Origin of the sequence: Puia sp. P3 (genome assembly GCF_050632245.1) — a bacterium.
Taxonomy (GTDB): Bacteria; Bacteroidota; Bacteroidia; order Chitinophagales; family Chitinophagaceae; genus Puia.
On sequence record NZ_CP192583.1, the window covers coordinates 2,157,554 to 2,180,626 of the forward strand.

The 23,073-nt window shown below is 46.5% G+C and carries 17 protein-coding genes and 1 tRNA gene; 8 read left to right on the top strand and 10 right to left on the bottom strand.

The window, feature by feature from the left end; all coding sequences use genetic code 11:
- The first annotated feature begins 3 nt into the window (after window positions 1-3).
- Together ACQ86N_RS12965 and ACQ86N_RS12970 are read left to right on the top strand one after the other, a co-directional pair.
- Entirely contained in the window at window positions 4-468 is a 465-nt protein-coding gene (locus tag ACQ86N_RS12965) for a DUF2147 domain-containing protein (RefSeq protein ID WP_431215514.1), read from the top strand.
- A 470-nt stretch (window positions 469-938) separates the two neighbouring features.
- The gene (locus ACQ86N_RS12970) at window positions 939-2,267 is read left to right on the top strand and encodes a phage integrase SAM-like domain-containing protein (RefSeq protein WP_431215515.1); all 1,329 of its coding nucleotides are present in this window, start codon (window positions 939-941) and stop codon (window positions 2,265-2,267) included.
- A gap of 105 nt (window positions 2,268-2,372) precedes the next feature.
- Here ACQ86N_RS12970 and ACQ86N_RS12975 read toward each other — a convergent pair whose 3' ends face one another.
- The 3 genes from ACQ86N_RS12975 to ACQ86N_RS12985 all read right to left on the bottom strand — a co-directional run bounded on the left by ACQ86N_RS12975 (window position 2,373) and on the right by ACQ86N_RS12985 (window position 3,826).
- Window positions 2,373-2,855 carry a hypothetical protein gene (locus ACQ86N_RS12975; protein ID WP_431215516.1) on the bottom strand — a complete coding sequence of 161 codons (483 nt, stop codon included), beginning with the start codon at window positions 2,853-2,855 and terminating at the stop codon, window positions 2,373-2,375.
- On the bottom strand, window positions 2,852-3,157 hold the full coding sequence (locus ACQ86N_RS12980) for an ImmA/IrrE family metallo-endopeptidase (protein WP_431215517.1): 306 nt from the start codon (window positions 3,155-3,157) through the stop codon (window positions 2,852-2,854). Before ACQ86N_RS12980 ends, ACQ86N_RS12975 begins: the two co-directional genes overlap by 4 nt.
- 264 nt (window positions 3,158-3,421) lie before the next feature.
- The gene (locus ACQ86N_RS12985; protein WP_431215518.1) at window positions 3,422-3,826 is read right to left on the bottom strand and encodes a hypothetical protein; all 405 of its coding nucleotides are present in this window, start codon (window positions 3,824-3,826) and stop codon (window positions 3,422-3,424) included.
- Window positions 3,827-4,131: 305 nt separating this feature from the next.
- Between ACQ86N_RS12985 and ACQ86N_RS12990 the strand changes: the two genes are divergently transcribed.
- From ACQ86N_RS12990 to ACQ86N_RS13010, 5 genes are all read left to right on the top strand, one after another.
- Window positions 4,132-4,632, top strand: coding sequence for a hypothetical protein (locus ACQ86N_RS12990; RefSeq protein WP_431215519.1), 501 nt, complete (start codon window positions 4,132-4,134; stop codon window positions 4,630-4,632).
- Window positions 4,607-4,960, top strand: a complete 354-nt coding sequence (locus ACQ86N_RS12995; RefSeq protein WP_431217388.1) for a hypothetical protein — start codon at window positions 4,607-4,609, stop codon at window positions 4,958-4,960. Before ACQ86N_RS12990 ends, ACQ86N_RS12995 begins: the two co-directional genes overlap by 26 nt.
- Window positions 4,923-6,050 (top strand): nucleotidyltransferase domain-containing protein, encoded by a 1,128-nt coding sequence (locus ACQ86N_RS13000; protein ID WP_431215520.1) that lies wholly within the window; start codon window positions 4,923-4,925, stop codon window positions 6,048-6,050. The genes ACQ86N_RS12995 and ACQ86N_RS13000 overlap by 38 nt, the downstream gene beginning before the upstream one ends.
- A 425-nt stretch (window positions 6,051-6,475) precedes the next feature.
- Window positions 6,476-7,549 (top strand): hypothetical protein, encoded by a 1,074-nt coding sequence (locus ACQ86N_RS13005; RefSeq protein ID WP_431215521.1) that lies wholly within the window; start codon window positions 6,476-6,478, stop codon window positions 7,547-7,549.
- 242 nt (window positions 7,550-7,791) lie between these two features.
- The gene (locus ACQ86N_RS13010; protein WP_431215522.1) at window positions 7,792-10,692 is read left to right on the top strand and encodes an AAA family ATPase; all 2,901 of its coding nucleotides are present in this window, start codon (window positions 7,792-7,794) and stop codon (window positions 10,690-10,692) included.
- A gap of 993 nt (window positions 10,693-11,685) precedes the next feature.
- Here the strand turns inward: ACQ86N_RS13010 and ACQ86N_RS13015 are convergent.
- The 4 genes from ACQ86N_RS13015 to ACQ86N_RS13030 form a co-directional block, all read right to left on the bottom strand.
- Window positions 11,686-16,083, bottom strand: a complete 4,398-nt coding sequence (locus tag ACQ86N_RS13015) for a caspase family protein (protein WP_431215523.1) — start codon at window positions 16,081-16,083, stop codon at window positions 11,686-11,688.
- 405 nt (window positions 16,084-16,488) lie between these two features.
- Window positions 16,489-16,562 (bottom strand) — tRNA-Arg (locus ACQ86N_RS13020).
- A gap of 116 nt (window positions 16,563-16,678) precedes the next feature.
- Window positions 16,679-17,455, bottom strand: coding sequence for an SDR family NAD(P)-dependent oxidoreductase (locus tag ACQ86N_RS13025; RefSeq protein WP_431215524.1), 777 nt, complete (start codon window positions 17,453-17,455; stop codon window positions 16,679-16,681).
- Between the two features lie 81 nt (window positions 17,456-17,536).
- Entirely contained in the window at window positions 17,537-18,352 is an 816-nt protein-coding gene (locus ACQ86N_RS13030) for a phytanoyl-CoA dioxygenase family protein (RefSeq protein WP_431215525.1), read from the bottom strand.
- A 360-nt stretch (window positions 18,353-18,712) separates the two neighbouring features.
- On the opposite strand from ACQ86N_RS13030, the gene ACQ86N_RS13035 reads away from it, so the two are divergent.
- Window positions 18,713-19,696, top strand: coding sequence for a BamA/TamA family outer membrane protein (locus ACQ86N_RS13035; protein ID WP_431215526.1), 984 nt, complete (start codon window positions 18,713-18,715; stop codon window positions 19,694-19,696).
- Window positions 19,697-19,727: 31 nt separating this feature from the next.
- On the opposite strand, the gene ACQ86N_RS13040 is transcribed toward ACQ86N_RS13035, so the two are convergent.
- The 3 genes from ACQ86N_RS13040 to ACQ86N_RS13050 all read right to left on the bottom strand — a co-directional run bounded on the left by ACQ86N_RS13040 (window position 19,728) and on the right by ACQ86N_RS13050 (window position 23,059).
- Entirely contained in the window at window positions 19,728-20,186 is a 459-nt protein-coding gene (locus ACQ86N_RS13040) for a phosphatase PAP2-related protein (RefSeq protein WP_431215527.1), read from the bottom strand.
- A 270-nt stretch (window positions 20,187-20,456) separates the two neighbouring features.
- A complete protein-coding gene (gene nagB, locus ACQ86N_RS13045; protein WP_431215528.1) occupies window positions 20,457-22,364 on the bottom strand; it encodes a glucosamine-6-phosphate deaminase in 1,908 nt (635 codons plus the stop codon).
- Window positions 22,365-22,492: 128 nt separating this feature from the next.
- Window positions 22,493-23,059, bottom strand: coding sequence for an RNA polymerase sigma factor (locus ACQ86N_RS13050; RefSeq protein WP_431215529.1), 567 nt, complete (start codon window positions 23,057-23,059; stop codon window positions 22,493-22,495).
- Window positions 23,060-23,073 lie beyond the last annotated feature (14 nt).

Genomic DNA, 23,073 nt, shown 5'->3' on the forward strand with positions numbered 1-23,073 from the left:
AAAATGAAAAAACTAAGGATGATATTGTTGCTGTGCCTTTTTTCAGCAGCAAAAGCTTTTGCACAAACACCGGAAGCTGATAAGATATTAGGTATATGGCTCAGTGAAGATAAGACGGGTAAAATCGATGTATATAAGGCAAACGGAAAGTATTACGGTAAGCTGATCTGGGGCAAAACGATGTACGAACCGGACGGAACTTCTTCCCGGAAAGACGTAAAAAACAAAGATGAAAAGTTAAGGACACGTAACCTCAAGGATCTGATCATGCTTTACGATTTTGTCTACCATGATGAGGTTTGGGATGGTGGTCAGATTTATGATCCCTATAGCGGCAAAACATACAGCTGCACCTTGAAACTAAAGGACAATAAACTAAATATCAGAGGGTATATTGGGATATCTCTATTTGGGAGAACAAGTGTTTGGGAAAGAGTAAAAGTAACGTGTCAATATCCCGGGGAATAGGCAAAGAAAAGTGGCAAAAAGAAAGAATATACAAATGAAAAAGGATTTGTAATCGGGAGATTATCGATGTTTTTTTCTGACCGGGGCGGGATTGGCTCCGCTGATCCCGATACCCCTCTGAAGGCCTTACCTAAGGCCCCTCATCCCGCTATCGCGGGATGGGGCTGTTTCATCTGTCCGCTTATGCGAACAAGTTCGCACCGCTACCAAATAAAACAGCCCCGCACTATCGTGCGGGGCTGTTTGTGACCCTGTCAGGATTCAAACCTGAAACCTTTTGATCCGTAGCGGTTTGGCTACCCTAACTTAGCTTAACCGAACCTATTTTAACTACTATGCTGATTTCTAAGGCTTTTTCATGTTGCACATTAACTCAGTAGCACCTTCCCACTCTGAATTTTAACGGGTGTTTAGGTGCAAATTGGGTGCAAATTCCCGGAAGAGGTATTGAAAACCTTAAGAATATCAGTATGCTAGTACGAATCTCTATCGTCCTGGATGGGCGACGCGCGAAGAAAGCAAACAAATACCCGGTTAAGTTGCGGGTCAATTACCAAGGCAAAGTGAAATACTACTCGACGGCCTTTGACCTAACAAAAGAGGACTTTGGTAAGTTGACCGCGAAGCGGATTTCGGCTGAGTTTGAAAAAATCAGGGATCAGATTAACGATATTGAGAGCGAAGCCAAAAGCTTCGCACGACAAATGGACCGATTTGTTCTTTCCGAATTTGAAAGGGAATTTGTATCTCAAAATAGGTTACTCGATTACAAAGTTCCTAAAGATCAACAATCCATTATCAACGAATTTGATTACAGCCCCTTTTATACCAAATTTTCGATTTTAAAGGAAGGTATTAAATCGACGAACACAGTTGCATTTGAATACTTGAAATACATTCAGCAGCTGTTACAAGAAGGACGGATCAGTACGGCAGTCAGCTACCATGCAAGTTATTCCTCTTTAAGTAAATTTCAACTCCCCGAACGATTTTCTGATATTACGCCGACATATCTGACAAGATATGAACAATGGATCCTAAGCCAAAATCTTTCTAAGGCTACGGTTGGAATTTACCTCCGGCCTCTTAAGTGCCTTTTCAACGAAGCTAATGCTGCAGGGATTATCAGGAAAGAGAAATGTTATCCCTTCGGCCGAAGGAAATATCAGATTCCCAAGGGCAGAAATGTTAAGAAGGCCTTGTCTTTGGCGGATGTTGAGAAGATTTATTATTATCAATGTGACCGTTCTAATCCAAGTGAGGAACGAGCCAGGGATTTCTGGTTATTTTGTTATTTTGGTAATGGAATGAACATCAAGGATATTGCGCTTCTTAGAAACAAAGACATTCATGGCGAAATGCTGGCATTTGAAAGGGCAAAGACGGAGAGAGCGATGAGATCTGATCCGAAAGTTATTACGGTCATCATTACAGAAGACATGAAATTGATTATGGATCGCTGGGGCAGTAAGTGCAAAGATCCCGATAGCTATGTCTTCCCAATTCTGACACCAGGAGAAACACCGCTGCGAAAATATGAGCTCGTTCAATTGTTTGTTAGTTTCGTTAATAAGTGGATGAGGGAGATTGTAAAGCGGCTTGGCATCGATAAGAATGTTACTACATATGTGGCCAGACATACATTTTCGACCGTTCTAAAGCGGTCAGGGGCGAGTATGGAATATATTCAGGAGGCGTTGGGGCATGCTGATTTGCGGACTACTGAAAATCACTTGGATAGCTTTGAAATGGAGGTGAAGAAGGAGTTTGCAAGCAAATTGACGGCGTTTAAGAGATAAAATATAGTGGTTGGGCGCATTTGGCATAAATCGCACAATTCTTAGGGCGCTTTACTTATGGGCATGCAATCGTGATACTAGTGAGAGGTCCATTGCTTCAAACGTTTATGCAGCTCTGAGATCAGCTGAGCATTGTTCTGATAGATAGAATTTGTCATGATAAGATGCGTTAGTTTGGCGGATGCATCGACCGGTGCCAAACTCCCGCTTCGACGAGTCTGTCAAAGATCCACAACATTCCATGAATTTCGATCGATTTGTTTTTGCGAAATTTCTCACTGCCTTGTCACTGCTGATGACTATTGCATTAAGCCGTTCGGCTAGATAGAGTACCGTTTTATCGTTAAAAGACAGACTTTTGGGATAAGGGGAATTTGCAATTTGCTGCCGATCCTGCATGGAGAGGTTGTGTACGGTCAGCTTGTTAACAGATTGATAAGCTTTTAGCAACTGCTGTTGATGTGGATACAACTCGTTGAAAACATCCAGAGAGGTATGTAAGTCTAAAGACAGCAAGAAAAAGCTCGCCGTCAAGTCTAGCTCGTACAGATCGATAAATATGCAGGCATCGGTAATGGCAATTCTCATTCGACCACGGTGATTTGTTTCCGGAATTCGATCAAAGATTGATTACTTAGTGCTGCCGCCTTGTCGATGGAAATAAGCTCTTCAGCCAATGCCCGGAAAATGAGTTGCCTGAACCGATTTGACTTTTCAGAACCCTCGTATTGGATGGGCTCGTTTACCTTCCAGTGATTGTAGGCCATGATCATCATGAATTGTTTTAAGTAAGCGGCAGAAACAATTCCAAGGTCATTGGCTCTATAGATCAACGCTTGTATGGAGACCCCATATTGTTGCTTTAAAGCCCCCAATTCCTGGATGAACAACTTCTTCCGATTTTTGCCCATTTCGTTTTCTGCCGCTTCCTTGGGAAACAGGACGGCCGCCGCAAATTGGTGACAAAGACGTTCCTTTTTCCTTTTCAGCTAAAGAATGAAGGGGGAGCAAGAGATGGCCCAGTTCATGAAGTACGGTGAACCGTATTCGGTCAGGTGCCCTTACGCGGCTCATATTAATGACAATGACCGGTATACTTCCATTTACCCAGTGTCTGCATGCCGTCGAATGCATCATCTCGGAATTAACCTCAATCACCTTAATGTGGTTGTCTTCCAGCAGTTCGATGGTGTTGTAGATAGGATCCGCGCCCAGTTTCCGAGTGCCTTTCGAAGATCTGCGGCTGCCTTCTCCACCTCTTCGAAAGTGCTGATCACTTTTCTCCCGGCGAGCGGGTTTATAAAACCACTTTCCATCCCGAGAATCTCTTCCAGTTCAAGATAACGGGAAAGCACATCTTTGGTTAACTCGATGATTCTGCTCTGTTCTTTGGCCAGAAGCCCTTTTAACTTTCGGAACTCAAGCGGGCCGAGTTCAACAAGTGATTCCCGGAAAAAATAATCTTGTTTAAGACCTAAGGCATCGGTCAAGTCCTTCATCATCTCGCTGTCAGGAATAACTTCTCCCTTCTCATATTTATGAAGCGCTTGTCGGGACACCGGATTTTTGAGCCGGGTCGAGAGCTCCGGAGCGAGAGCCCGTTCATTAGCCGCGCGGACTTGAAACGTTCGGCAAAGAGCTGATTTACAGTAGACTTATTGGATTCGGCGGTCATTAGAATGCGTATTGGTTGACAAAGATGGATCAATATGGTTAACGATGCAACTATTATGCCTCTGACAGGTAGCAGCTTGTGATCAGTAATATCATGTCAGTCAAGGGTGCAAATATGGCAGAGTAGGAAAAGTTGACATGATTGGTTGACAAGGTACGATATTTGAACCAAATTTGTAAACTAATTGTTATGAGCGGTAAGGGTGTTTTTAGTCTTATACTGGGATCGGTTGGCTGGCTGATTTTCGGACTCTTGCATGATGGGGATTGGAAGAAGATCGCCATAGGGGCCTTTTTCGCTGGAGTATTGGAACTGCTGGGTTACCTATGGGAGAACAGGGGGCATTGGAAGATGATGAAGATGCAATTCATTCATCCCCGTCGGGCTATCAGGGTGACCACTGCCTATTTATATCGAATTGAGTACAATGGAAAATATTTGCTGATCAAACGGCATAAGAAGGATGTGGTTGGCTATCAACCGGTTGGTGGGGCATATAAGTATTATAAAGGAGAAACCCGAGACCTGTTCAACAAGTTGGGTATCACCCTTGCAACCTCGTACCGAGAGACGAAGATACCGTGGATGACCTACGGATCGTCATTAAAAAAGGAAGAATCTCGTCAATTACCTGCAGTGGCTGGCCAGCCGCAAGAACCGGGAGATCGACCCAACGAGGGAGTTCAATGAGGAGTTGATAGTGCCGGGGCTTCTACCCGAAGCGGCGTTCCGTCATTTGACCTATGTCTTTTTGGGTAAGCACGAGGAACTTGAGATTCCCTCCAAGGCCTTGCCGATTGATGAGTTCAGGTATGCAGACATATTCGAGCTGCGACTGGAGACCAAGGAGCAGGAAGAGGCGATCAGGGCGCTGGCCGAAAAGAGCGATGAGGTACTTTTTGCAAGCTCGGAGGAAATAAAAAAGGTCGGACTGATGACGGCAGGGTCATCCTGCCACACAGCTTTAAAATCTTACCGCAATGATAACATTACAGGAGAAACGGACACAGATCGATGATCTGCTGGACCGGATGGCCGAGGATCTCCAATTGGACGATACCCGAAAGGCCAAAATGAAGCAGCATTATGAGGCAAGCAAGGACTGGATTGAAGCCGACGAGAAATTCTTCAAACCCTATCGCTACGATGTCTATCCGCATGGGTCCGTCCGCATCTTAACCACCGTCAAACCGATCGGCCGGGAAGAATTCGACCTTGATGTAGTGATCCATCTGAAAGCAAAATGGAACACGCACACCCCCAAAAGAATTTACGAAGAGCTAAAACGGCGGCTGGAAGAACACGCTACGTACAAAGGCATGCTGGAGCCTAAGAACCGCTGTCTTCGGTTAAACTATGCAGGTGATTTTCATATGGACATCTTGCCGGGAATTCAGGAAAACGATTGGGATGAGAACAGGATCATGGTGCCGGACCATGAGTTGGGTAGATGGGTCAGTAGCAGTCCCCGAGCGCATGCGGATTGGTTTCTGGGTCAGGCTAATCTGGTGAAGGAGAGCCTGCTCGAGAAAGCGCTCCGTGCGGAACAAGCTGCCGGCCGACAATTTTGCCAGGAAAAACCTCTTCAGCGTGCGGTACAACTTATCAAGCGTGACAGAGATTTGTATTTCCAGAACGACGATCGGTATAAAACCTCTAGCATAGTATTGACTACGCTGGCCGGATTGCTCTACGAGGGACAGGATGGCATTTTTGATACAGGGATGGTATCGTTAGCAAACTTCCGCGACAATATTCGAACGAATATTGGCCGGCTGAAGGTTTTCAATCCCGTGAATCGCACCGAAGACTTCACGGATAAATGGGAACAAATTCCTGAGTACTACATTGCCTTCAAGCAATTCGTCGATCATTTATATGATAACTGGCAACAATTGAAGCAAGAGCAGGGTCTGATCGTTGAAAGCAAGATTCTAAGGAACGTCTTTGGCGACGAAGTATTTATAAAAGCGCAAACCGGACAGGTTGAACAAATTGAGCAAATGCGCAAATCGCGTGTGCTCGGGGCGACGCGATCGACCGGAACGCTAAGTGCACTTGGCGCCGGGGCCGCTTCCATTAAACCCAATACCTTCTTTGGCGAATAATGCTTTACGGAGTCAACATACCATTCAAGTCCATCGCGGAGCAGGTGGCGGCCTTGCGGCATATGTATCCTCAGTTTACAACGCTTGCCTGGTCTAACAGGCTCAAGACTACCGGTATAACCCGACCGACATCGCGTAGTAAGCCATATACCATATCAATTACCTATGAACTAAAGCAAAATCCCATCATAAAGGTGTTAAAGCCACAGCTGGTTTCGAACGCTAAAGGAGAGAAGATTCCGCATCTTTATTATCCGGACCGGACCCTATGTTTACATCGCCCCATCTATGGGGATTTTACATACAATCATTTAATATCCGAAACCATCCTGCCCTGGACGAGTCTGTGGCTATACCATTATGAGAATTGGCATATCACCGGAACTTGGATGGGTGGAGGTGAACATCCGGACTAACACACGCTTATGAGAAGGAAATCACGTTATATGTCGACTTGCGCCGTATTTGGCGGTGCACTCCTGTTCGCGAATGATTTCGTGAACCAACGGACAACCTGCCATGACAACGGTGTCGAACTTACCCTTGATAATTATGACTGGGGACGCGGTCTGAAAAGCAGCCTGGCCGGGGCGACCATCGGTGCGGGATTGGGTTGGGTTTACTATCAATACCTCCGCTATGAAGAGGCGAAATTTCCTTTTGACCCGGATACTTATCTCGAAGCGGTTTTGTTGAAAGAACACCTGAAGAGTGATCCTGGATTCTTACGACAGTTGCTAGAAATCCGCGACCGGGTTTCAGCAAAGCTGAAGTCGATTTTTGGCGACGACCTGATGGAAAACCCAATAGTAGCCGGGTCTTTCCGCAAGCGCACCGCCATCCTGTCAGGGTCCGATCTGGATATAATCCTCGTATTCTCGAAGAATGCTTGTGGAACATTGGAGGAGATGTATGAATATGCTTACGATCGGATCAGGGCGGAGTTTTCGGAAAAAGCGATCGTTACGAAACAGCGCCGATCCATTGGATTGACATTTGACAGTGGTGAGGATAGCATTTATGTGGACATAATCCCGGGGCGGGCCATCGGGGACTATCCACGGGACAGACGACTGAACCTTTATGTCCGTCCTGAATGGTTTTGGCAGCGCGGATCTTCCATGAAGGTAAATATCAAACAACAATTGGCGATCACAAGAAATTTGCCAGCTGCCCGAAAGATCATTAAGTTGTTGAAAATATACCGGGAAAGATTTGCACCGGCGCTGCCAAGTGCGGTGATCGAGCAATGCACGGTGCAGGCACTGTCTCAATACGGATGGGGCATCTCACCATCGATAGCGGAAAACCTACTTAACGCAATGGAATCGCTTGCGCGAAAGCTGCGCCAGACCGCACAATGGGATATGGGCAATTCGAATAATAACCTGAATAAAAAAATGAGCTCCTGGGAACGGAATGCCATAGCTAATCGGTTGGATTCCGATTTGGAGGCAGTTGATGAAGACGAGAGATATTTGATAGAGATTTTTGAGTGAATTATGTATCGACTCGGCCCTATCGAATGTTTACAAGTAGTTCACCCTCCAGTGCTAAAAATACCAAACTCTAACTCCAGATGGCGTTGTTCAACGACCAAACGGGACTTATACCCCGGCCGGAGGAAAAATTCACTTAGTTTCAACATTATCCCCCGTTAAAACACCCATTTTTGGCTAAATCATCGACATTTGTTGGCACGCATAAAAAACTAATCGAATGATTCTTTATATTAGTTTTTATGGGAAAATCGGTCAATTCAGCAAAATGGAACGTTGTATACACACGACTAGCCCGCCAATTGCATAAATTCTACCAACGCTATGCCGACGAGTCAGGGAGTCGACTTTTTGAGTTACTCAATAGTGCACCGGCTTTTCGGAAATATAATTTGTGGCTTGAGAATTCGAGAGAGCTTCGCGTGCGTTCGGTGGATCCAATTCAGCTATTTTTGAGTTTTAGTAGGTCGAGACAGAAAAATGACATTCGAACAGAAATCATAAATATCATAGCGTCACTGCTGGATTTAAGAAATAAATCTTGGAAGAATATTAGTTTTGAAGGTTGTCCCGCCGTAATGCCTTTGAAGGTGCAAAGGATAAGAAATGTGAGTGAGCAGATGCAGATATGGAAAAGCTTTGATGAAGTAATGAAAATTGGTAAATCTGCTATAACGCCGGACCTTTGGAGGAATGCCAAAAGTTGGGAGGGAATACAAATTCCGGTATTTACCATGTTTTTGTTCTGGGTTGATAGTAGGACATTTTTGCCGCTTGATAAAAATACCCGGTTATACTTGGAACGCGCGGGGTATGTGCCTGTTAATACTGGATTGACTTTTGAATTATATAATAGTTTATTGAACAACGCTGAGTTAGATAACTATGTACAATTGGCGTGGGAATCCTATTACTTTTCTTATGACTTTAATGCTTTTAAACAAAAATTTCCTAGCAGCTATTTGAGCAGGAATAGCGATAATAGAATTATAGATATCGAATTCAGGTTGGTTGGCCTTAGAACCTTAGGCCGTAATAAAGAGGCGCATAAAATCCTAAAATCATACACGTATTACCCTCTTGACCGCGTCGTCATTCCGCAACAATTAAATACCTCAACTAAGAGGCCGTTAGAGTCATTTCTTTTTAATCCCGCAGAGGCAGAATCTTTGTATAATCTTAGAGAACTGAAGGTAAATATTTCTGCGATCGTTGGAAAGAACGGATCGGGGAAGAGTACCTTGCTAGATTTAATGCTGATGGGAGTGTATAATTTATCTATTCAGTTCGGCTATTTAGATGCGAGTGAGTATAAACCAATTGGTAAATTGAACTTTGAGGTATATTGGCACGCCGATACCTTGTACAAAGTGACTTTTGGGAAAAAATCTCTTATTTATCGATTTGGCCGGGTTGAGAAAGGAGGCCACTTAACCTATCAGCTTGAAAAGGATCCGGTGGCTATAAGCGACCTTTTCAAGGTTTTCTTTTATTCCATATTAGTTAATTATTCTCACTACGCTTTAAATAGCAATGACTATAAAATTGATTGGGTAACGCCACTGTCTCATAAGAATGACGGCTATGTTACTCCAGTGGTTATTAATCCGAAGCGGACAGAAGGCGAGATAGCAGTTAATAATCAACGTGATCTACTCAACATAAGACTTTTGCTGAATTTACTCGAATTGCATAATCCAGATATGCCGGAGGAAAGTTTTCGATATATTGATAATGGGAAAGTTTTGAAATATTTTTCCGTGGCATATGGAAAAAGCAATAATGGTAAAAAAAGGGAAGAGGCAGAGAGACGAACTTATAAAAATGCTAAGATAATTCGCCTTATAATGGACCAGGTTTATGGGGTCTTTGGAGTGAATTCTGTAGTCGAAAGGGACGATACAGATTTAGAATATTACATAGTTTACAAAATGTTGGCTATTATCGAGAGATATGATAGGTATATTAAGGAGTATAAGAGTGAAATAATTGAATTGATATCGGAGGTGAATAGGTATAGTAAAACGGGAAGTTCCGGTGGCAGGCCGGAACTTGAACTGGCCAAGAAGGTTTATAAGCTTCTGCAAGAAATAAAAGATGATCCCAGTCATGTTACAGTAAAGTTCAAGCAAGCAGTAAATTATTTGAAATTCCCGCAATTAAAAAGATTTTTGATCAGATCGGTAAAGATGCGGGAGCCTATAGAGTTGGATAGGTACGCAAAACTCATTAACGGAATTATTCTTTCAAATCCGAAAGCGCAGATAGATTTAGCGCAGCTATTGCCGCCGCCAATTTTTAAGCTGGACTTTTATTTGGATGATGATGATAAGAGTAGCTTTTCTAAAGCCAGCTCAGGGGAATACCAAATGGTGAGCGTTTTAAGCACCATTGTATACCATTTGCGGAATCTGGAGTCCGTCGACGAACAGTATAGGTATAACTACGTAACTGTATTGCTTGATGAGACTGAGCTTTATTTCCATCCTAATATGCAGCGCCTTTTTGTTCGGAAAATGTTGGAGGCTTTGTCTAAGATGGAGACCCAGCTTTACGGAATTCATATTGTATTTTCCACGCATTCTCCGTTTATATTATCTGACATTCAGGAAAGAAAAATTCTTAAATTGAAGAGTGGGGATATAGTGCAAAATGAAAATGAATATAATACTTTTGCCGCGAATATACATGACCTGCTGACCGATGATTTTTTTATGGAAAATGGATGTCTGGGTGCTTTTGCGCAAAAGAAAATTGAGTATGGAATCATTTTGCTTAACTATATTAAAGTGAATAATGATATTAAAAATCTCAATAAGACGTATGAATCGGAGCCTGCTCCCTTAAAGACACTAATAGCGGAAAAATTGGAAAAGGAGCGATTTTTCTATCGGCAAAAGCTTGTGGAATTTGAGAAGTGGGAGCAACTTGATAAGATTGAAGAATGGATTTCTAATAATGCTCAAAGATACTTGGACAATCTTATCGGAGTGGTAGGAGAGCCCGTTATCAAGGCAAGAATGATCAACATGTTTAATGCGGCTTTTCCTGTTAATACGGACATTGATGAGCATGCCTTAGTCAAGGACAATATTTTGCAGATGATGCGTAAAAATAATATCAATCCTGAAGAACTCCTATAACTATGCTATCTATAGATGATCACTCCCCTCAAGTCCAACACGCAAAGATGATTCACGTCAAGCGTATTACTTGTTATGTTCGAATTAAATTGAATGGTCGAAATTCGAGGTCGATCTGCAACGATAAATTGTGTCCAATATGTACCGGCGGAATCCGGAAAGCAAATATTAGCGCAAAAGTTCGAAAGATTTTAAATCGGATAGATATACTGAAAGTTATAGAAGGCCGACCTGCGGAGCTATTGCAATTAAATAGAAGGATTATAGGTCGAAGCAAAAAGATTCCCGGTAAAGTCCGCAATGAAATCGAAAAGATATTTAACTATGAATGGTTTTCTGGCAAAGACAATGATAAATATAATGCCTATGACTTGTGTAGCAATTTAGGAATTGAGACTTGTATTTACTGTAACAGGCTTTATACTTCAACAGTAATGGATGCCAAGGGAACCAAAATAATACGGCCTACATTGGATCATTGGTTTCCTCAGGTGGAATATCCAATATTATCACTTTCATTTTATAATCTGATACCGTCTTGTTCGTCTTGCAATAGCTCTGTTAAACACGATGCTATATTTACTTTGAAGAAAAATATTCACCCCTACGTTGATTTGAATATAACGAAGTTGTATAAATTCGAAGTTGTTTATAAGAAGGGCCTCGGAACATTTAATGTACGCATCAAGACTAAGGATGATCGAATTGAACCAACGTTAGAGGCAATGCGAATAGCTGAGATTTATGGACATCATCAGTCAGAGTTAGCTGATTTGGATTTTTTGCAGAGAAAATACAATAGGAAATACTTGAAGGATTTAGGGAAGTTGTTGGATAGTAAGTTGACGGAGAAGGACGTTTATCGAATTTTGTTCGGAGTCGAATATGATGATGAGAATTTCTATAAGAGACCGCTTAGCAAATTAAAAAGGACATTCTCAAATTGAAAATTACATAGAAGGGAACGTGGCCGTCCGCCAAGCTGTCTGGCACCTATCTGATTTCTTCATATCGGGCAACGGCTTCCAGCAACGTCATCGGCTGGACGTGAGCAGCATGAAATTGTTCATGCAACCTGCGAAGGTTGACTTTCAATACTTCCAGGTCGACAAGCGTATTTTCATTTTCAACAATAAAAGCTGTCACTTTGGTCGTAACTTGATCCAATGCCTCCTTTGATTGGATGCCAATATTGAACAGCCCGTCAAGGAGTTGACTGAAGAAATAGCCAATTTCATCCTGAGACCTAATTGCTGGGCGGAGCGCAACGGCAATTAGTTGGAGTAGGTAAGGCAATGCATCGAGCGACTTAATGCGAGCGATTGAATGAATTAATTCGAAGTTATGATGGCCAGCTTTTGAACTACTGTTTTCTATCTGCTGAGCAATAAAAGCTACTCCTCGAGCATCATTTAGCCGTATTAGTTGCTTGGCCGCTTCGAGTCTATGGATCAATTCCACGGATGTGTCGTCAACTATGCCGGCCAAAATGGATGCCGTTACAGAATTTTGCTTGGACGCTTTTGCCATTACCGAAAGAGCAGAAAGCCGAATAGATATATTGACGGCTGTCTTTGCGACGGTATCAATATTTGCCACTTCCTCTTTAGCCGCCCATAGTTCCAATAGCTCTTGGTATTTGTAATCGAAGTCCGGTGTAGCCACAAGATACTCCGTTATAAGAGGGTAGGTTTGCGATAGCCGATGCTTAATGGCATAGGAGGCATTGTTTAGCCATTGCAAGGCGGGAAGCGATTTTGTCAGAAGATTTGCTGTTATTGTTTCAAATAGCGTCTCTTTGCTGACTAATTTCTCGAGTTCATCAATGGTGCCGATGTCACCAAGGTTCACTTTGACCTTAAAGTCATAATATAATGTGAAAGGAAGCAGCTTTTCGGTTGGGGCGTCGATATGGAACTTAAGAATAAAATGCCATAGCACTCGGACAATTCCGTCTGAGCAAGCAATTGCGCGACCGAGGTCACGGTTATCAAGCGTACGTAAAACCCATTCAGAGATTCTTTCTTGCTGTTCTGCATTAATTGTAACCGAAGAATCTGACGATTCTTCTAGTATTCGGTAGACTTGCTGCATAGCCCAGTTGTCGAACGCGGGGGTATCCACCGATCTCAGAGTTTCTTCCTGGTCGTATGAAATTTGGGAATGGAAGTAATCGGAGAAGAAGGTGAACACCGGGCTGTCTGCTGAAAAATCGTCTCGATGCTTAGCCCTGGATGTGACAACTTCATCCCACGAAATCGCGTTCTTTCCAATGCGTCGATAATAGGATGTTACTCCTTCTTTGAATCGTGTACGGTTGAACAACAGATTTACATTGGCCTGAGGATCTTTCTTTGGTATTTGGGGCCACGCGGGGACAGAAGGTTGCTTTAAATGGATGCCTGAAGATTTTTGGAAGGCGTCCTCGAATTCGTCGAGCAAGTCTCCTTCTTTACCATAACTCCGTTTATGCCATATAAGGGCAGCGTGGATTTGCCGAATTTGTGCCTCCGTGAGCAAATCGTTTAGATATTGGTCCATTATATATTGTATAGTGCTGGGCTCAAGTAGTAGTGCGAGCAATTCTCCGCTGACGAAATCCGTGGATTGAGAAAGGACCTGAAGAATGGCTTCATAGGCGGTTCCTGTGGCTGTGAAAAATCGAGATAGTCGTACACAATTGTCGTGGTCGAAAGTTTTTGCACTTTCGATGGTCGCATTGAGCAGTTCGTTAAAAATAGTGCTCTGCGTTTGGTAAGAAACGATAGCGATGTTTACGATGTTCTCTAAAATGGCTTTGTTGTCATCCCGACTCAAATGGCGCCAGGAACCGGGTTTGCCAAACCGTTTCAATACCTTGATTGCGCTATCGGCGGTAGCTATCCCCGCAAGTCCATCCACTAGACGTATCGATTCATTCATTAGGGTAACTGAACTTCTGGTGCCGGTTGGGGTCGTTATTGTGTTGATATCGAGGCCATCGAGGAAGATGTCCACGTAATCATCGATATGCTTTGTTGTAATTATTAAGGAGTAGAGACCTGCTCGAATATATGCATTGATATTATTTTTGTATTGAATGACCAAGGAATTGATCTCGTCTGGATTCAACATTTGAAGGCTCCCCAATGTGTTCAAAGCTGAATATTTTAGATGGTTCGGCGTATCCTCTTTTCTGACTAAGAGAAGTAGACTGTCATTGAACGTTTTTTTCTCTGTTGGGAAACGGTCGTAGTTCATGTATCGCAGTATCCGGAATGCATTCATTTTAACCGTAATGGTTGTATCGGGACTATCAAGGTCGCGCTGTAGGTGATGAATTACGTCAGGGAAAGCCCCGATGCGGGCGATGTCCTCCTCGGTAAACAGGGTTGAGGAGATCCAAATATTTTCCTTTGCGTAGCTCTGGATGATCTCCAAGGCAACCTGTATTCTGATTTCTTCGGGTATTCTTTCGGCTTCAAGGCGGAAGATAAACGCACTTTGATGTTGAACCAGCCAAGTAAGCAGGGCCATTACTATATTGTCCTCTCCAATGCTGATAAAGAAGGAAAGGGTGTTGGTCCAACTGGGTTTAATTGCATTTGTACCTGGAATAGTGATCAGTTTAAGCACATTGTCGAATGGCAATTGTCTTAGGACACTAGCGGCGAGATATTCCTGGGTATTATTATGCTCGAACTGCCAGCGGTGCTGCTCATCGTCATGAAAAAACGTAGGTAGTTCCTTTACAAGTTCGCGGTCTTCGTATATGGGAAATAATGCTCGCAGTTCCTGATCGGAAAGATAGTTCCTCCCCATCTGCTCCATGATAAAACCAATTTTTTGCAGCATGCCGAGCGCGGTGTCATTATCAAGTATTCTGCCGTGCTCTGTCGAATTCAGGCGCTGGCGATTGGAAGCGAGCTGTGCCATTAAAGCCCCTTCGATAATGGCGCTTCGCTTGTGCGTGAGATTGCCATGCTCCTGAAAATATTGTAACAGAATTTCTAAAAAGAAAGGTTTTTGTACAAGATCTAGCAAACGATGGCGCTGGGCTTCGATAAGAAAGAGACTGCCATCGAGCCCTTTCACATCAGTTACATATTTTTTTATGTCCAATAAGGAGATATCGTTCAACTCGTAGACTGAGAAACTATTTAGGGTGCCGGAGAAGTTGCGCTCGGGTAGCTCATAGAAATTGTTCCGACAGGTGATGATGAATTTGGAGTGGGGATGATTGGTGACAAAGTCCTCCAAACTTCGGACAGCATTGCCGAAATATTGGGGCTGCACCTCGTCCAGACCGTCGAGGAGAAAGACGGCCATGTATGGGTCCACGTCTTCCCATCCCTTGGGAAGAAAGTGGGAGATTTGTTGGTCGACGTAGGTGTTGAAGCGCTTATAAACAGGCAGAAAACGCCCGCCGGATTCGTTGAGGCGTTCTCGAAGGCGAAGCAGCTCGCGTGATTTGCCTGAGCCGGCATTGCCTAACACCACAAACCGGTTTTCGTATTCGATAAGATCAGTGATCTTCTTCCTATCGGTTTCGAGCCCAAAGAACGAAGTTATACGTTGATTGGCGTCCTTGGGAGATAGCGTACGCTCAATATAAGGGCCAAGCGGTGGACCAGGAGGAAGCGGGAAGGCTGTGGTAAGCTCGCCGGCTTTTTCCTCGAGTGTCGGATCAGTTGTCTCAAAAAGTAAGATGCCGCCGTTGTGTCCCACGCCCGACAGCGGGGCCGCATCGGGGCTCTGGGCTTCGGGGCTACTGAAATCACTTTTAACAGATGAGAAAAGTTCGGTTGCTGGGAAACGTGCTTTTTTATTGGTTTCCAGGAACTTACAAATGCTACTCATGAAAGGGCTGCCTTTGCCAGCGTGGCCATCCTTTACAGTCTCTTCCCCGCCGGATACGAACACCCACCGCGATTCCAGGGCATCCGCCTCCTCCAAGCTGGAGGGTTGGGGCAGTGCCGGGGTCCGGGTAATGAAGGTGCCGGAATAGCACGAGTCGGAAATTAGAAGAATATGTTTGAATTTCATCAGGGCCATTGCCTGTAGAATTCCAGAATTCCAAAGAAGTTTCTGCTTTTTGGCGGGGTCCTGGGCGTCAATCGTATACCAAAAACCTGTTTTCCTCACATCTTCCTGGCCACCGTGACCGGCGAAAAAGATTACCAATACATCCTCCTCATAGCTTTCCGCCGCTATGGCGAAAAGAGCCTCTTCAATGTTTTCCCGAGTTGCATCCTCGTTGAAGAGGGGGTCTCTGGCTATGGCAAATCCATAGCGTTCTTGGAGAACTTTTGTCAAGCGGCGACCATCCGCGACGGGGTTGTCGAGGGGCTGGCAGTGTACGCTGCTATAGCCATCTATCGCAATAACAAAAACTTTCTTAGCTCGGTACATAAGTGCATTTGGTCATCAGCAAGATACGATATCTAGGACATTGTGCCGAATCTTGCCGGTTGGCCGGCCAGCTCGCAAATGTCCATAATGTCGATGGGCCTGGACAGGTGATCATGACCGTGGTATCTAACGTGGGGCGTGTCTTTTGGCTTGGCGTAAGATCTTGTATGATTTGGAATCAAAAGGTTTTGGTCACACTTAATTCATTTTAACCCGGATGAATCTATCTTAACTTCTCTGTTTCCTGAGCGACTTCAGTGAAGTGAATAAATATCAACCATATACGCAGCGCCGTTACTTTTTCTTCACTTATTGATTACCGATAGATCAACCAATTTGCACACGATTTCTGTGCAAAAAACAAAAAAGCACCTAGAAATATTTTTCTAAGTGCTTGATTTTCTGTGACCCTGTCAGGATTCAAACCTGAAACCTTTTGATCCGTAGTCAAATGCTCTATTCAATTGAGCTACAGGGCCTCTAGTGACTCGTTGACTTCCCCTTAAGGGGCTGCAAATATACGGCGAAAAATATAAAAAGGAACAAATCCTTTACAAAAGTTTAGAATGAGTCAGTCGCGGCCCGAGGGGCAGCGTTACTCATAGATCTTCATCGCCGTCTTCTCCACCATCCCCTTCGGCAGCAGCCACGCCATAGCCGCGCCCAACTTATTGATAAATCCCGTGATGACCTCGGTCTTGCCGGACAGCATCGACTGGACAGCGCTACCCGCCACAGCCTCGGGTGACATATTGAACTTCGCGGCGGCTTTCATGCCTTTTTCGCCCAATTGGGCGCGGTTGGGGAAGTCGGTGTCGGTGGCGCCAGGGCTGACGACGGTGACGGTGACGGGACCCCTGGCCAGCTCCTGATGGAGGCCGCGGCTAAAGGCGAGGACAAAGGCCTTTGTAGCGGCGTAGAGGCTCAGTTTCGGCACGGCCTGGTAGGCGGCGGACGACGCGATATTCATGATATACCCCCTGTCCAAAGCCTGCAGCGAGGGCAGGAAAAGACGCGTCAGGCCGACCATGGTCTGCATATTCAGCTGCATCATATTCCAGGACTCTTCGAGCGTATATTTTTCAAAAGGGCCGCTGAGGCCGTAGCCGGCATTGTTGACAAGAGCGGCTACGGTATAGCCTTTGGCTCGGCACCAGTCGTAGACGTTCTGCGGGGCGGTGGGGTGGGAGAGGTCGAGGGCCAGCCAGTCGGCTTTAACGCGAAAACGCGAAGTGATCTCCGTGGCGGCCTTTTCGAGCAGGGGCTCGGAGCGAGCGACCAGCAAGACGTTGAATCCTTTGGAGGCCAGCGCGGTGGCGATGGCTTTGCCGATGCCCTTACTGGCGCCGGTAATGAGTGCGTATCCTTCCATGCGGCGAAGATAGTGAGGTTGCGATAAAAAAGAGGCCGCATTAAAGCGGCCTCCGAAATATCATATGGGGTCTGGTTAGTTCTAGTTCTGCACTCGTGCAGCAAGGCGGTGGTAGAAAGGGGTCTTGCTGTTAGCATCCTTTGGCTGGTACTTGCCGGTGATGATGGGGACATACATTACGCGACGGCGGCTGGCCTCACCATAGAGGGGAGACTGCTGGGCCCTGTGCCAGATGCGGCCATCGTGCACGGTAAGGTCGCCGGGGTGAAGATCAAAGCCGATCTCGCGGCGGTCAGGATTGTTGTCGATAAAATATTTCTTACCGAACAGAAGACGCAGGATACCCTGTTTGTGGGTGCCCGGCAATACCCGCAGACCGCCGTTCTCGAACGGAGTGTCGTCCAGGTGAATGCCCACGTTCAGCATCGGCATGATCTTCTGGCCGAGGAAGAGGTCGCGGGGGCTGTCAGTGTGCCAGCCCATCTGCGTGAAATTGCTTTCCGGCATCCGGACATAGTGATTGAGGATGAGTCCGTCCTTCTCGTTCTCGCTGATGCGCCCCTCGTAGGGAGCAAGCAGGGCCGTAAGCGCCTGAATGCGCGGATCCTGCAGCAACTCGTGCAGAGGCTCGCTGTAAAGTGAGAGAAAACACATCCGCTGGATCATCTTGTTGCCATGCTCGTCCTTGCCAAATTTCAACGGAATACCGTTGATCTTGTCGCGGCCTTCATCCAGCCATTGTTTTTCAATCCTGTTCAGCTCAGATATGAATAATTGAACGGTCTCCGAATTCAGTACATTCTTAAAAATGATCACGCCGTACTTGTCGAAAAAGTTGAATTGTTCTTCTGTTATCTTATCTCCGAGGACAAAATCGGGACATTCGAATTTTTTCATAAATGCTAGCTTTATTTTAGAAAAGGAAGGGTCGCATCCCTTTCCAGCTCCATAGCCTTAAAATATTGGGTTAATTGAATTTTAACAAATTGTGAATTCTTCATTAAACATCAAATGTAAGAAAATTAGAATTTTCAACGTTAATTTGCCTCGTTTTATCGACGGACATTAATAAATAATATACAACATTGCCCTCTCATTCGTTCAGAAAAGTACAATTTATCTATTTTCTTGGGCTTTGTTGCCTTATTTTTACTTCATTGGGCGTTAAAGCCCAAAATGACAGTCTCCACACGGTTCCGGTGGAAAAACTGCCACTTGCCGATAAAAAGTCCGGCAAATATACGGCATGTTCTCGTTTTGCCAATCATTGCCAGGTCGATAGAGACCGGCTGGTCGTTTGGCGTGGTCAGCGCCGCCACCTTTCACCTCAAAAGCCACGATACCGCAACGCGAACCTCTAACGCCCAGGCTCTGGCGCTGTATACAACCCGCAAGCAATTTGTAGTAGCGCTAAATGGTTCCATCTATTTCCCCGGCGAACGGTTTATCATCAACGAACAGTTCTCCTACAGCAGCTTCCCCGACAATTTCTGGGGCCTCGGCAAGCGCGCACCCGATACCGCCAGGGAATCTTATAAATACAAGCAGTATTATATCTACCTGCACCCCCAGCTGCGCGTCGGACGACGTCTTTTTTTGGGCATTGTCCATGAGTATCAACGCGTTTTCGACGTAGAATATGCGAAAGGGAAGCTATTTGATCTGGACAATGTCGCCGGCCGCTATGGCTATCACGTCTCGGGTCTTGGCCTCAGCTTCACCTACGACACCCGAAACAACGCTTTCTCGCCGGACCACGGGTCGATGCTGCAGTTCTGGTTCGACCATTTCGCGTCGGCGCTGGGGTCTGACTACCAGTATACTAACTATGTTTTTGACGTCCGACGCTACTTCCGCATCTATAAGAAGCAAGTGCTGGCCCTCCAGGCTTTCGGTAGCTTTAATTCCGGTGAGACCCCGCTGCGCAGCCTGGCCTATATCGGCGGCGCCAACAACCTCAGGGGATATTACGCCGGCCGTTTCCGCGACAAGAACGCAGCGATCGTCCAGGCCGAGTACCGGGTGCCGCTATTCTGGCGCTTCGGCGCCGTCGGCTTTGGCGGGATCGGCAATGTGGGGCCGCGGCTGGAAGACGTCAACCTTAAGTGCCTGAAATACTCCTTCGGGGGAGGGTTGCGCGTCGCGCTGAATCAGGCGGAGAAGCTAAACCTCCGGCTCGACTATGGCATCGCCAATGGCCATTCCAGCGGGTTTTATTTACAGATAGGAGAAGCGTTTTAGCGCAGGACCGCGGACAGGGGCTATCGGCCTTCTAGTACGTATACCCATCAAAATCCCGGACGATCGTCCGGCGCGCCAGCTGCCAGGCAATCCAGGCAAATACCAGCCCGCCGAGCACATCCAGCGTGTAATGCACGTGGTGTACCAGCAGCAGGAAGCCTACACAGGCGGTTGCCAGCAGCGCCAGCTTCTTGTCCGTCTTGCCGGGTATCGTGAAGTACAGCAGGAAGACGGTAGAGGTATGCCCCGAGAAGAACAGGTCCTTCGTCACAAACTTATCCCCGTAAAAGAAATTGCTCAGCGGATCCTTCAGTGCGATCAGCCCCGCAGGCGGGTCCAGGGGGACCAGCGTGATCGTCATCGTCCGGAAAAGGGATAGAAAGATATAGGCCCAAAGAAAGGTGACGAACATGGCCGGGGTCTGCGCCGCACGGAATACGGCCAACAGCGTAATGGACCAGATGATGATGAAAAGCGCCAGGGGATACATTATGGGGCGGGAGTAAACGCAACAGGGGATCGTTCAGTACGATCCCCTGCCTCAGCTCGATTGTCTGGAAAAATATCGGAAACAAGGAAAGAATGGAGATGATAACAGCCATACCGGCCATTACTTTGGTACGGAACGCCGGCAGCTGCCAGGCGCTGGCCCATTCTTCCTTGACAGTGATAAGTGTAGTATTCTGTGGCATAAATCGAATGCTACAAAAATACACTTTAAAATAGTTAACGCAAATTTAATGACCGGTTAACGTGCGGGTTAATAATGCCACCGAACGAAGGCTTCCATTGCGGCATATTTGGTCAATCCCAACTGCGCATATAAGTTCGCGGTATTGGCATTCCGGTCCTCGGCCCTCTGCCAGAACTCGCGGCTGTCGCTGCCCTGGAAGGGAACCATGTCTTTTTGGGACTGGTGGATAAAGATTCCGAAACGTTTCTTGAGCACCTGGTCGGGGCTCATCGGGATGGCCATTTCGATCTCGCTGATATCCCACTCCTGCCAGGCGCCCTTGTAGAGCCAGAGCCAGCAGTTTTTGAGCCAGTCGTCGCCGGCCTCTTTCAGCCTTCTCAGCGATTCAAAAACTACATCCAGACACACTTTGTGCGTCCCGTGCGGATCGGCCAGGTCGCCGGCGCAGAATATCTGCTGGGGCTTTAGCTTGCGCAGTAGCTCGACGGTGAGTACCACGTCCTCTTCGCCCATCGGCTTCTTCTCGATGGTGCCCGTCTCGTAAAAAGGCAGGTTCATGTAGTGGATATTCTCGTCCCTGATGCCGACGTAGCGACAGGTAGCCTTCGCCTCGCCGCGGCGGATCAGCCCCTTGATAGACCTGATCTCCGGAGTATCGATGTCGCTCGGCTTTTTATTCTTCAGATAGGTCGTTGCCTGTTTGAGAATCTGCGAAGACTTCTGACTGTCGATGCCTGACAGCACTTCAAAGCCTACCGCAAAATCGAGGTAGCGGGTAACGAATTCATCGGTCACCGCGATATTCCCCGAGGTCTGGTAGGCTACGTGCACGTCGTGGCCCTGGTCGTGCAGCCGCATGAACGTCCCGCCCATCGAGATAATGTCGTCGTCCGGGTGCGGAGAGAAGATCAGACAGCGTTTGGGGAAGGGCTCCGACCGCTCGGGATGCGTCGGCAGGTTCGAGCCGGGCTTGCCGCCGGGCCAGCCGGTGATGCTGTCCCTCAGCATATAGAAGACCTGCAGGTTGATCTCATAAGCGTCGCCTTTTTCCACCAGCAGGTCGCTAAGGCCGCTGTCGTTGTAGTCGCCGTTGGTAAGGCTCAAAATTGGCTTTTGGAGTCTGAGGGCCATATTGACAACGGCCTTGCGGATCATCGCCGGAGTCCATTCGATCTCGCCCGACAGCCAGGGTGACTTGAAACGGGTCAGCTCGGAGGCGGCTACGTCGTCGAGGACAAAGGTCACGTCGTTGTGCTGTTGCAGCAGGGAGGCGGGTATCTGTTCGGTGACATTGCCTTCCACCGCCTTCTGGATCACGGGGGCCTTGATCTGTCCCCAGGCCATCAGGACAATCCTGCGGGCCTTCATGATCGTGCTGATGCCCATCGAGATGGCCAGGCGCGGAACCTGTGACATATTCTGGAATTCGTGCGAATTGGCGATGCGCGTAGAGTTGTCGAGCGGCACGAGGCGGGTATGGGAGTAGATGCTCGAGCCAGGTTCGTTGAACCCGATATGGCCGTTGTTGCCGATGCCGAGTATCTGGAGGTCGATACCACCGGCTTTGTCGATCATCTCTTCGTATTCCACGCAGTGTTTCTTGATGTCTTCTTTCTTCCACTGGCCGTTGGGAATATGACAATTGGCCGGGTCGATGTCTATTTTGCTGAAGAGCTGCTCTTTCATGAAGCGGTTGTAGCTCTGCAACGCGTCGTTTTCTATGGGGTAGTACTCATCCAGATTGAAGGTGATCACATTCTTAAAGCTGAGCTTTTCTTCCCGGTGCAGTCTTACCAGTTCGGAATACAGAGACTTGGGCGAAGACCCCGTTGCGAGTCCTAAAACCGTCTTTTCGCCTTTCGCGTCTTTTTCGCGTATCAGCGACGCAATCTCTTTGCCAATAAAACGAGAGCCTTCTCCCAGAGAACCAAAGATCTTAACCGGAATTTTTTCGAATGAGTCTACCATGCTCATAGATCAACTGTTTTAGATTAAATGTTTCACCACCGGTGAAGGCCGGTAGTGCAGCGAAATTAATGTCAATTTTGCTTATTACCGGTGTCGGCGATTAAAAAATTGTAATCAAACGTTTGTGTGAAATGCTAAAGAAAGAGTAAAAAGAGCTCCATCGTCCCCGCCAGAATTGATTTCAGGGACTTGATCGCCTGGTATAATAAATTCCGCGCGACCTGGTAGTTGATGTTCATGATCTCGCTGACCTCTTCATAGCTGAGGTTCTGATAGTATTTGAGGTAGATGATCTCCCGCTGACGGTGCGACAGCTTTTGAAGGGCTTCGAGCACCTTCCTCTTCCTTTCGGCGCTTTCCTGTTCGGCGATCAGCAGGGTTTCGTGACTAAACTCGAAATTGACGTCGCTGTCGTATAGCGGCAGCAGCCTGCCGGACTTCCGAAAAGCTTTTAATAGTTTGTATTTTAGCGCTTTAAGCAGATAGGCCTTTACCGAAAGGATGGGTGAAGTGGACTTGGCCTGCCATACCTCGATAAACAGCTCCTGAATCGTGTCCTCGAGGAGTTCGCTGTCCGCAGTGAACTTGCTGCCAAAGCGGTACAGTGTCTCATAGTGCGACCGGAACAGCGCTGCGAACGCATCCCTGTCACCTTTCCGGAAGGATTCCCATAGTGTTATGTCTTCAGTGGCAGAGCTCAATGGTAGATGTAGAA

What these genes read in the sequence shown, in the direction of transcription:
- ACQ86N_RS12990 (WP_431215519.1), top strand. Translation starts at nt 4,132, where the DNA reads ATGAGCGGTAAGGGTGTTTTTAGTCTTATACTGGGATCGGTTGGCTGG.
- ACQ86N_RS12965 (WP_431215514.1), top strand. Translation starts at nt 4, where the DNA reads ATGAAAAAACTAAGGATGATATTGTTGCTGTGCCTTTTTTCAGCAGCA.
- ACQ86N_RS13000 (WP_431215520.1), top strand. Translation starts at nt 4,923, where the DNA reads ATGATAACATTACAGGAGAAACGGACACAGATCGATGATCTGCTGGAC.
- ACQ86N_RS13030 (WP_431215525.1), bottom strand. Translation starts at nt 18,352, where the DNA reads ATGAAAAAATTCGAATGTCCCGATTTTGTCCTCGGAGATAAGATAACA.
- ACQ86N_RS13040 (WP_431215527.1), bottom strand. Translation starts at nt 20,186, where the DNA reads ATGTATCCCCTGGCGCTTTTCATCATCATCTGGTCCATTACGCTGTTG.
- ACQ86N_RS12975 (WP_431215516.1), bottom strand. Translation starts at nt 2,855, where the DNA reads ATGAGAATTGCCATTACCGATGCCTGCATATTTATCGATCTGTACGAG.
- ACQ86N_RS13010 (WP_431215522.1), top strand. Translation starts at nt 7,792, where the DNA reads ATGGGAAAATCGGTCAATTCAGCAAAATGGAACGTTGTATACACACGA.
- ACQ86N_RS13015 (WP_431215523.1), bottom strand. Translation starts at nt 16,083, where the DNA reads ATGTACCGAGCTAAGAAAGTTTTTGTTATTGCGATAGATGGCTATAGC.
- ACQ86N_RS12970 (WP_431215515.1), top strand. Translation starts at nt 939, where the DNA reads ATGCTAGTACGAATCTCTATCGTCCTGGATGGGCGACGCGCGAAGAAA.
- nagB (WP_431215528.1), bottom strand. Translation starts at nt 22,364, where the DNA reads ATGAGCATGGTAGACTCATTCGAAAAAATTCCGGTTAAGATCTTTGGT.
- ACQ86N_RS13025 (WP_431215524.1), bottom strand. Translation starts at nt 17,455, where the DNA reads ATGGAAGGATACGCACTCATTACCGGCGCCAGTAAGGGCATCGGCAAA.
- ACQ86N_RS13005 (WP_431215521.1), top strand. Translation starts at nt 6,476, where the DNA reads ATGAGAAGGAAATCACGTTATATGTCGACTTGCGCCGTATTTGGCGGT.